The organism is Streptomyces sp. E2N166, assembly GCF_003671715.1.
Classification (GTDB): domain Bacteria; phylum Actinomycetota; class Actinomycetes; order Streptomycetales; family Streptomycetaceae; genus Streptomyces; species Streptomyces thinghirensis.
The window spans coordinates 301,561-310,572 of record NZ_RAIF01000018.1; the positions used below are offsets into that span (position 1 = coordinate 301,561).

Annotated in this window: 7 protein-coding genes and 1 pseudogene; 4 read left to right on the top strand and 4 right to left on the bottom strand. The window is 73.1% G+C overall.

Annotation, left to right across the window (positions count from 1 at the left end; translation table 11 throughout):
* Positions 1-785: pseudogene (locus EBH09_RS15650) on the bottom strand (hypothetical protein); the annotation flags it as partial.
* A 201-nt stretch (positions 786-986) separates the two neighbouring features.
* A complete protein-coding gene (locus EBH09_RS15655; RefSeq protein ID WP_121747613.1) occupies positions 987-2,372 on the bottom strand; it encodes a transcriptional regulator in 1,386 nt (461 codons plus the stop codon).
* A gap of 295 nt (positions 2,373-2,667) precedes the next feature.
* Between EBH09_RS15655 and EBH09_RS15660 the strand changes: the two genes are divergently transcribed.
* Genes EBH09_RS15660 through EBH09_RS15670 form a run of 3 tightly spaced genes read left to right on the top strand, consistent with a single transcriptional unit; the run spans position 2,668 to position 5,766 of the window.
* Positions 2,668-3,321, top strand: coding sequence for a bifunctional DNA primase/polymerase (locus tag EBH09_RS15660; protein WP_121747614.1), 654 nt, complete (start codon positions 2,668-2,670; stop codon positions 3,319-3,321).
* 58 nt (positions 3,322-3,379) lie between these two features.
* A complete protein-coding gene (locus EBH09_RS15665) occupies positions 3,380-4,156 on the top strand; it encodes an ABC transporter ATP-binding protein (RefSeq protein ID WP_121747615.1) in 777 nt (258 codons plus the stop codon).
* Positions 4,153-5,766: a transporter gene (locus tag EBH09_RS15670; RefSeq protein ID WP_121747616.1), complete on the top strand. Its 1,614-nt coding sequence runs from the start codon at positions 4,153-4,155 to the stop codon at positions 5,764-5,766. The genes EBH09_RS15665 and EBH09_RS15670 overlap by 4 nt, the downstream gene beginning before the upstream one ends.
* Before the next feature lie 17 nt (positions 5,767-5,783).
* Here EBH09_RS15670 and EBH09_RS15675 read toward each other — a convergent pair whose 3' ends face one another.
* Positions 5,784-6,713, bottom strand: coding sequence for an alpha/beta hydrolase (locus tag EBH09_RS15675; RefSeq protein WP_193776331.1), 930 nt, complete (start codon positions 6,711-6,713; stop codon positions 5,784-5,786).
* A gap of 613 nt (positions 6,714-7,326) precedes the next feature.
* Entirely contained in the window at positions 7,327-8,019 is a 693-nt protein-coding gene (locus tag EBH09_RS15680; protein WP_121747618.1) for a metal-dependent transcriptional regulator, read from the bottom strand.
* Between the two features lie 211 nt (positions 8,020-8,230).
* On the opposite strand from EBH09_RS15680, the gene EBH09_RS15685 reads away from it, so the two are divergent.
* On the top strand, positions 8,231-8,986 hold the full coding sequence (locus tag EBH09_RS15685) for an SIS domain-containing protein (protein ID WP_121747619.1): 756 nt from the start codon (positions 8,231-8,233) through the stop codon (positions 8,984-8,986).
* The last annotated feature ends 26 nt before the right edge of the window (positions 8,987-9,012 follow it).

A 9,012-nucleotide genomic window follows, 5' to 3' on the forward strand; every position in this document is an offset into this window, starting at 1 on the left:
TGGGGGGTGGGCGCGGCGGGGGCGGGCTGGTAGCCGGCCGTGGGCTGCGCGGGGTACTGCGGTGTCCGGCCGAGGAACTGCGTCGACTCGGCGTGCGGCTGGGCGGGTCTCTCCGGAGGCAGCGCTCCGGGGGCCACGGGGGGTATGTACTGCGTGGCGCCCTCGTCCGCGGGTATCCCGACCGGCGGCAGGAACTGGGTGGCACCCTCGTCGGCGGGCGCCGGGGGCGCGGAGGGGTGCGGCGCGTGCGGCTGGGGCGCCTGCGACGCGTGCGGCTGATACGCCTGGTGCTGGGGCGCGGGCGCCTGGCCGTGCGGCCCGTGCTGCCCGTAGGACGGCTGCGATCCGTACGCCTGGCCGTCGGCCGGTCCGCCGTACGCCGGGGCCTGCGCGCCCTCGGGAGGCAGCGGACCCGGGCCCGCCTGGGGCGGCAGAGCGCCGGGTGCCTGTGCCTGGCCGCCCTGCGCGGGCCAGGCATGCGAGGCGGGCGGCTGGGCGGCCGACGGGTCGGTCTCCGGGGTCCCCCAGGGCTGGGCGCCCGGCGGCGTGGACCAGCCCTGGCCGCCCTGGCCCGGGGCCGGGCTCTGCTGCTGCTCGGGGCCCCACGGCCGGTCCCAGGCCTGGCCGCCGGGCGGCGCCGAGGCGGACACGGGCCGACCCGCCTGCGCGTCGGCGGGTCCGCCGGCCGAGCCCGGCAGCAAGGGCTCGCCGCCGTCCGAGGGCAGCACGATGCCTTCGTGCGCTTGCCGCGCCGAGGGCTCCTCGCCCTGTCCACTCTGCGTCACCGGGACTCCTACGAATGGGGGACCTTCGGAATCGTCGGCTCACGCTACCGGGTCCCCGGAGCCCACTGCCACGTCGCATGGGGCGTGGACTCCTTCCCTGTGACGGCAGTAACAAAACCAGGCCGTGCCGCGCTGTTCATGGCGCCTGCCGCTCACCAAGCCCTCGTTTCCGGCACGTTCACGCATCCGCGGCCCGTTCGTTCACGCGGCGGCCTGCAGGTCGAGCCGCGCCCCGAACTCCCTCACCACCGCCTCCTCCCGGTACGGTTCCAGCCGGGCCTGGAAGTCCTCCAGGTACTCGGCGCCCCGGTTCGAGCGCAGCGTCTCCAGGAGCTCCACGGCCTTCGTCGCGGTGTTGCAGGCCTGCTCGATCTCGCGCTGCTGCACCTGCGCGGTGGCGAGCAGCACATGGCCGATGGCCCGCCTGCGTGCCCGCGACTCCGGATGCCCGTCCAGGGACTGCCGCGCGTACCGTGCCGCCGCGTCGGCCTGCCCGAGGTCCCGGTGGCAGTGCGCCAACTCGTCGGCGAGGTACGCCTCGTCGAAGTGCGCGATCCACACCGGGTCGTCCCCGGAGGCCGGATCGGCCGTCTCCATCGCGCCGACCGCCCGCCCGGCCGCCGTATGGGCCGCCCGTACGTCGCCCAGCAGCGCGTGCCCGCGGGCCTCGGCCGCGTGGAACATCGCCTCCGCGCGCGGCGTCACCCGCCCGCGCGCCCCCTCCTGCGCCGCACGCGCCAACTGCGCGATCTCACGCGGGTTTCCGAGCTGCGCGGCCAGGTGGCTCATGGACGCGGCGAGGACGTACCCGCCGTAGCCGCGGTCCCCGGCCGCCTGCGCCAGCCGCAGCGACTGAATGTAGTACCGCTGGGCGAGGCCCGGTTGCCCGGTGTCGACCGCCATGTATCCGGCCAGCTCCGTCAGTCGGGCGACCGTGGCGAACAACTCCCGTCCGACCGCCTCCCGGTAGGAACCGGCGAGCAGTCCGGAGACGACGCTGTTCAGGTAGTGCACGACGACCGGGCGCACGTGCCCGCTGCCGTACTGGTGGTCCAGGTCCACCAGCGCCTGCGTCATCGCCCGCACGGCCGCCACGTCGGACTGGCCCACCCGCGGCCCGGCCGAGCGCGAAACCTGCGAGTCGGGGGCCGAAATCAGCCAGTCCCGGCTGGGCTCGACGAGCGCGGACGCGGCGACGGAGGAGCCGGACAGGAAGTCCCGGCGTCCCACGTCGCTGCGCCACAACTCGCAGACCTGCTCGATGGCTCCCAGTACCGTCGGCGAGAACTGGAGGCCGATGCCCGACGCCAGGTTCTTGCCGTTGGCCATGCCGATCTCGTCGATCGTGACCGTGCGGCCCAGCTTGCGTCCGAGCGCCTCGGCGATGATCGCCGGTGCCCGGCCGCGGGGTTGCTGTCCGCGCAGCCAGCGGGCCACGGACGTCTTGTCGTACCGCAGGTCGAGACCGTGCTCGACCCCGCACATGTTGACCCGGCGGGCGAGGCCCGCGTTCGAGCAGCCCGCTTCCTGAATGAGCGCCTGCAGTCGTTCGTTCGGCTGCCGCGCGACGAGCGGCCTTGCGGCCATGGCGTAACCCCCATGCGGTCTCATGCGGTCCCGGTGCTGTCCCGGCGGACGGAAAGTTCCGGCCGTGAAGATCAATGCCCCGTCGATGTGCCGACAATGCGAGACTTGCGAAGCTTGCGAGGATTGCCGGAGCAACGGCCGAACGCCGGCCCCACACGTGGCTACCCAGCTCCCGCGGCGAATCCTCCCGCGCGCCCCCACGCATGCACCCATGCGCCCCGGATGCGGAATCGATGCTCCTCCCCCGCGCGCGCAACCCCCGTAACCCCCGGTGAGCACGGGAGTTGAGTTCCACGTGGAAGAGACCATCCCCGGCACCGAAGCCGCTCAGATCCCCCAGCAGCGCGGCACATCGCTGCTGGAGACCGCCGTCCGCTATGCCGAGGAGCGCCACTGGGACGTGTTCCCCGGCACCTGGTTGGTGGCCGCCGACGGCGCGCAGCACTGCTCCTGCGCGGACCCCGCGTGCGCCGCCCCGGGCGCGCACCCGGCGCGCGAGGACTGGGCGACGCAGGCGACGGGCAGCGCGACCGTGGCCCGCCGGATGTGGCAGAAGCAGCCGACGGCGTCGGTCCTGCTGCCCACGGGGCGGACCTTCGACGCGATCGACGTGCCCGAGACCGCGGGGTTTCTGGCCCTGGCCCGGATGGAGCGGATGGAGCTGACGCTCGGGCCGGTGACGCTGACGCCGGACCGGCGCATGCGGTTCTTCGTCCTCCCGGGGGCCGCGGTGAAGGTGCCGGACCTCGTGCGGCGGCTGGGGTGGTCGCCGTTGTCCCTCGACCTGACGGCGCTGGGGGAAGGGACGTACGTGGCCGCGCCGCCCACCCGGTACGGGACGCGGGGGGCCGTGCAGTGGGCGTGCCGGCCGACGCCGGCGAACCGGTGGCTGCCGGATGTCGAGGAGTTGATCTCGCCGTTGGCGTACGCGTGCGGCCGGGATCGTTAGGGATCGTCAGGGGCGTCGCCCCGTTCCCCCGTAGGGTTTCGACTCGACGGAGGGAGACGTGGTGGCTGGTAGTGCCGTACGGGTGCAGGGGCTCTGGAAGCGGTTCGGGCAGCAGGTCGCCGTGGGCGGGATCGATCTGGAGCTGCCCGCGGGCAAGTTCATCGGGCTCGTCGGGCCGAACGGGGCGGGGAAGACCACCACCCTGTCCATGGTGACGGGGCTGCTCAGGCCGGATCAGGGATCGGTCGAGGTCGTCGGGCACGACGTCTGGCGTGATCCGGTGGAGGTGAAGGCCCGGATCGGGGTGCTGCCCGAGGGACTGCGACTGTTCGAGCGGCTGTCCGGGCGGGAACTGCTCGCCTACACGGGGCGGTTGCGCGGACTGCCCGGGTCCGAGGTGGACAAGCGGGCCACGCAACTGCTCGACGTGCTCGACCTGTCCGGAGCACAGCACAAGCTGGTCGTCGACTACTCGACCGGCATGCGGAAGAAGACCGGGCTCGCGGCCGCGCTGCTGCACAACCCCGAAGTGCTCTTCCTGGACGAACCGTTCGAGGGCGTCGACCCGGTCTCCGCCCAGACCATCCGGGGCGTCCTCGAGCGCTACACCGCCTCCGGGGCCACTGTCGTCTTCTCCTCCCACGTCATGGAGCTGGTGGAGTCGCTGTGCGACTGGGTGGCCGTCATGGCCGCCGGCCGCATCCGCGCCACCGGCACCCTCGCCGAGGTGCGGGGCGAGGCGGCCTCGTTGCAGCAGGCGTTCCTCGAACTCGTCGGCGCCGGGGCCCGCGACACCGGTTCCGACCTGGACTGGCTGGGCGGCGGTTCCCGATGAGCGCCGAGGCCGCCTCCGCCCCGGCCACTGCCTCAGTCACGTCCGTCTTCGTACGGCTGAAACTGTCCCTGCTGCGCAACGGGCTGCGGCAGTCCGGTGGCCGGCGGGCCGCCTACATCGCCTCGGCCGTCGTCGTGCTGCTCTTCGCCGCGCTCCAGCTGATCGGTCTGATCGCGCTGCGCGGATACGCGCACGTGGACTCGCTGGTCGTCCTGCTGGCGGCGGTGCTGGGCCTCGGCTGGGCGGTGATGCCGCTGTTCTTCCCCGGCGGCGACGAGACGCTCGACCCGACCCGGCTGGTGATGCTGCCGCTGCGGCCCCGCCCGCTGGTCCGGGCCCTGCTCACGGCGTCGCTCGTGGGCATCGGACCGCTGTTCACGCTGTGCATGTTCGCCGGTTCCGTGGTCGCGGTCGCGCACGGCGGGGCGGCGTACGCCGTCGGAGTCGTCGGCGCCGTCCTCGCGCTGCTGGTGTGCGTGACCCTCGCCCGGGCCGTCGCCGCCGCCAACGTGCGGCTGCTGACCAGCCGCAAGGGACGCGACCTCGCGGTGCTGAGCGGGCTGGTCGTCGCGATCGGGGCGCAGCTCGTCAACTTCGGGGCGCAGCGGCTCGGCTCATCGGGACTGGAGCAGCTCGACCCGGCGGCGGCCGTGCTGCGCTGGGTGCCGCCCGCGTCGGCGATCGGCGCGATGGACGCGGCGAGCGACGGGTCGTACGGCATCGCGCTCGCCCAACTGGCGCTGACCGCGGTGGCCCTGGTGCTGCTGCTGTGGGTGTGGGAGCGCCACCTGACGCGGCTGATGACCACGCCCGACGGCTCCACCCTGCAGAGCGACACCCGGCCGGTCCGTGAGCGCGGCTCGGCCGGACTCGCCCGGCTGCTTCCCGCGGGCCGCACCGGCACCACTATGGAGCGCGTCCTGCGGTACGTGTGGCGCGACCCCAAGACCAAGGCGGCCTGGGTGACCTCGCTGGCCATCGGTCTGATCGTGCCGGTGTTCAACGCCTGGCAGGGCACCGGGTCGGTCTACTTCGCCTGCTTCGCCGCCGGGATGCTCGGCATCCAGATGTACAACCAGTTCGGGCAGGACACGTCCGCGTTCTGGATGGTCGCGATGACGATCTCCTCGACGCGGGACGCGTACGTCGAGCTGCGCGCCCGCGCGCTGGCCCTGCTGCTGATCACCCTGCCGTACGCCACCCTCGTCACCGTCCTGACCACGGCGATACTCGACGACTGGCGGACGCTGCCCGAGGCGCTCGGCCTGTCCTTCGCGCTGCTCGGCGCGATGCTGGCGACCGGTGCGTGGACCTCGGCGCGCTTCCCGTACTCCATCCCGCAGGAGGGGTACAAGAACGTCGCCCCGGGCCAGGTCGGGCTGGCCTGGATCTCGATCTTCGGCGGCATGGTCGGCGCGGCCCTGCTGTGCGCTCCGGTGATCGCGCTGACGATCTGGCTGAACGTGCGCGAGGGCGGCGCCGGCGGCTGGCCGCTGCTCCCGGTGGGCACGGTGTACGGCGCCGCGCTGACGCTGCTCGGTCTGCGGCTGGCCGCGCCGCGCACGGCGGGGCGGCTGCCGGAGATCCTGACGGCGGTCAGCAAGGGGTGACAGGTCTCCGGGGGCGGTCAGCTTTCCCGGAGGGAGTCCAGGAAGGGTTCGATGGCCGCCCGCCACGCCTCCGGCTGGTCGTAGTGGACGAGGTGGCCGGCGTCGGCGACCTCCGCGTACTGGCCGCGGGGCAGCACGCGGACCATCTCCTGCGCCTCGGCACGGCCCAGCTCGCCGTCGAGACCGCGGACGACCAGGGTCGGGCAGCGCACCTGGGCCAGCTCCTCCCAGTGGGCGTCGTAGACCCAGGTCTCGCGGGACCTGAGCATCTGCTCCGGCTCGAAGACGGGCCGCCAGCCGTCCGGGGACTCGGCCATCACCTCGGCGTAGAACGCGCCCCGGGCCGGATTCGGCCGCTCCACCCACGGGTCGTCCTCGCCGAACCACTTGCGTACGTCGGCGAGCGTGGCGAAGGGGACCGGCCAGGCGCGGAACCACTCGGTCCAGGTGTGCTGCGAGGCGGCGCCGAGCGCGGAGGCCCGCATGTCGCAGATGATCAGGCCGCGGACCAGGTCGGGGCGCTTGGCGGCGAGCTGCCAGGCGGTCAGCGCGCCCATGGCGTGGCCGATCAGGACGGCCGGGCCGAGGCCGAGCTGCTCCAGGGTGGCCTCCAGATCCTCGACGTAGGCCTCGCGGGTGTAGGACGCCCGCGGGGGCTTGTCGCTGCGGCCGTGGCCGCGCTGGTCGAGGGCGACGGCCCGGTGGCGCTCGGAGAGCCAGCGGGCGGTGGTGGCCCAGTGCGAGGCGCGGCCCATCAGGCCGTGCAGTAACAGCACGCCCGGCAGGTCACCGGCCCCGTACGTGGCACTTCCCCGGACCGGATCCGCCGGGGCCGCGTCCCCCGACGCCGTGCCATGCGTCCGGTGGTCGGTCTTGGGAGGGTCGCCGAACTCCCAGGCCGCGAGGCGTACGCCGCCCGCGCCGGTCACGTCGATGCGCCGCGCCATAGGTCCTGGCACCCCCAAGCTCCGCTCGGACCGTCCGCCCCTCCCGGGCCGGCCGGTCCTGTGAACCGTGTTCTGCCTGCCGTGCCTTGCCGTACCTGCCGTGGTGTCCGCGACGCCTGCCGTGGTGTCCGCGATCGATCGACGTCCGCAGAGTATCGAATGCCTATTCGAGGATGCCGTTCCGGCGGGCAACACCCCTCATTCGAGTGACACCTCTCAGGGATTGATCGCCGTCGCCGGGGGGAGATCTTCAACGGGAGGCGGACCGCTCGGGGAAAACGGTCCGAGGGGATTGACCCTGAGAGCTCGGGGCTCCGGGTCAGCACAGGGGAGGACAGGCCCCGGCGCCGCACGGCGCCGGGGCCCTCTCCGTCTCTCCGGCACGCCCCACCCCTCTCCGTCCGGCCCCTCTCCGACCTGGCGACATCGCTGTCAGGCCACGGCCGAGAGCCCCGCACGTCATATGCCTCACGCGACAGCCTCGCACGCGAAGCGTCCGGGCGCTGCGATTCGGCGCACTGAATCCAGGAAACGACGGGATCGGCCCGGTGACGCGAATTCCCCCCGCACGGCGGGAAGTTGACGGACCGACGACCAACGGCCCAACGACCGCTCAGCGCTTGGCGACGAACACGTGGGAGGCGACGTCCGCCTCCAGCTCGGCCGCCTCGCCGCCGCTGCCCACCAGCACGCCGCCCGCCGACTCCGTCACGCTCACCACCGAACCGGGCTGCACGCCCGCCCGGCGCAGCGTGTACATCAGCTGCGCGTCCGTCTGGATCGGTTCGCCGATACGGCGCACGACGACCGTCTTGCCCTCCGGCCCCGGGTCCAGGTCGGCGAGGGACACCATGCCCTCGTCCAGGAACGGGTCGGCGATGTCCGTCTCGCCCAGCTCCTCCAGGCCCGGGATCGGGTTCCCGTACGGCGACTCGGTCGGATGCCGCAGCAGCTCCAGGACGCGGCGCTCGACGGCCTCGCTCATCACGTGCTCCCAGCGGCAGGCCTCGGCGTGCACCTGCTCCCACTCCAGGCCGATCACGTCGACGAGCAGGCACTCCGCGAGCCGGTGCTTGCGCATCACGCGGGTGGCCAGCCGACGGCCCTCGTCGGTCAGCTCCAGATGCCGGTCGGCCGCCACTGACACCAGACCGTCGCGCTCCATCCGCGCCACCGTCTGGCTGACCGTCGGACCGCTCTGGTCGAGCCGCTCGGCGATCCGGGCGCGCATGGGGACCACACCTTCCTCCTCCAGCTCGAGGATGGTGCGGAGATACATCTCCGTGGTGTCGATCAGTCCGGACATTCGTGCCCCTTGATGAGAGTGCCGGAGGCTACGGCCCACCGGCGCGTGCGCTGGCCCTGCAACCAATTCTGACGCATACCACCGACAACCGTGCCTCGCCGTGGAAACCCGGGCCCGCACGGCCCACTGTGCCGCGTTGACGCCGTATTGACACCGCACTGGTCCAGACCGCACGGTGATCCGCGACGCAGCCACACCGAAGGGGTCCCGCATGAGCGACCGCAAGCCGGCCGGCCAGTTCATCGACGCCGCGATCGATCTCCTGCGACGCGTCCGCGACGAGGAGGCCGACACCGTCGAGGCGGCCGGCACGCTGCTCGCCGACACGGTGCAGAACGGCGGCCGGCTCTTCGCCTTCGGCGCCGGGCACTCCTCACTCGCCGCCCAGGACGTCGTCTACCGCGCCGGCGGACTCGCCCTGATGAACCTGCTCGCCGTGCCCGGCGTCGTCGGCGTGGACGTGATGCCGGCGACGCTCGGCTCCGCGCTGGAACGCGTCGACGGCCTCGCGAGCGCCGTACTGGACTCCTCGCCGTTGCGCGAGGGCGACGCCCTGGTGATCATCTCCCTCTCCGGGCGCAACGCCCTGCCCGTGGAGATGGCCCTGAACGCCCGCGCGCTCGGCGTACGGGTCATCGGCGTGACCTCGGTGGCGTACGCGTCGCAGACCAAGTCGCGGCACACCTCCGGGACCTTCCTCAAGGACCACTGCGACATCGTGCTGGACTCCAAGATCGCCGTCGGCGACGCCGAACTCACCCTCGACACCGTCCCGGCGCCCTTCGCACCCGCCTCCACGGTCGTCACCAGCGCCCTCCTCCAGGCCGTGATGGCCACGGCGGCCGCCACCCTCGCCGACCGGGGCATCGAACCCCCGCTGTTGCGCTCGGGCAACGTGGACGGCGGCCACGAGTGGAACGGACGGGTACTGGAGCAGTACCGGGACCGGATCTTCTACCGCCGCTGAGCGACTACCGCACGGCGGGGACGGCG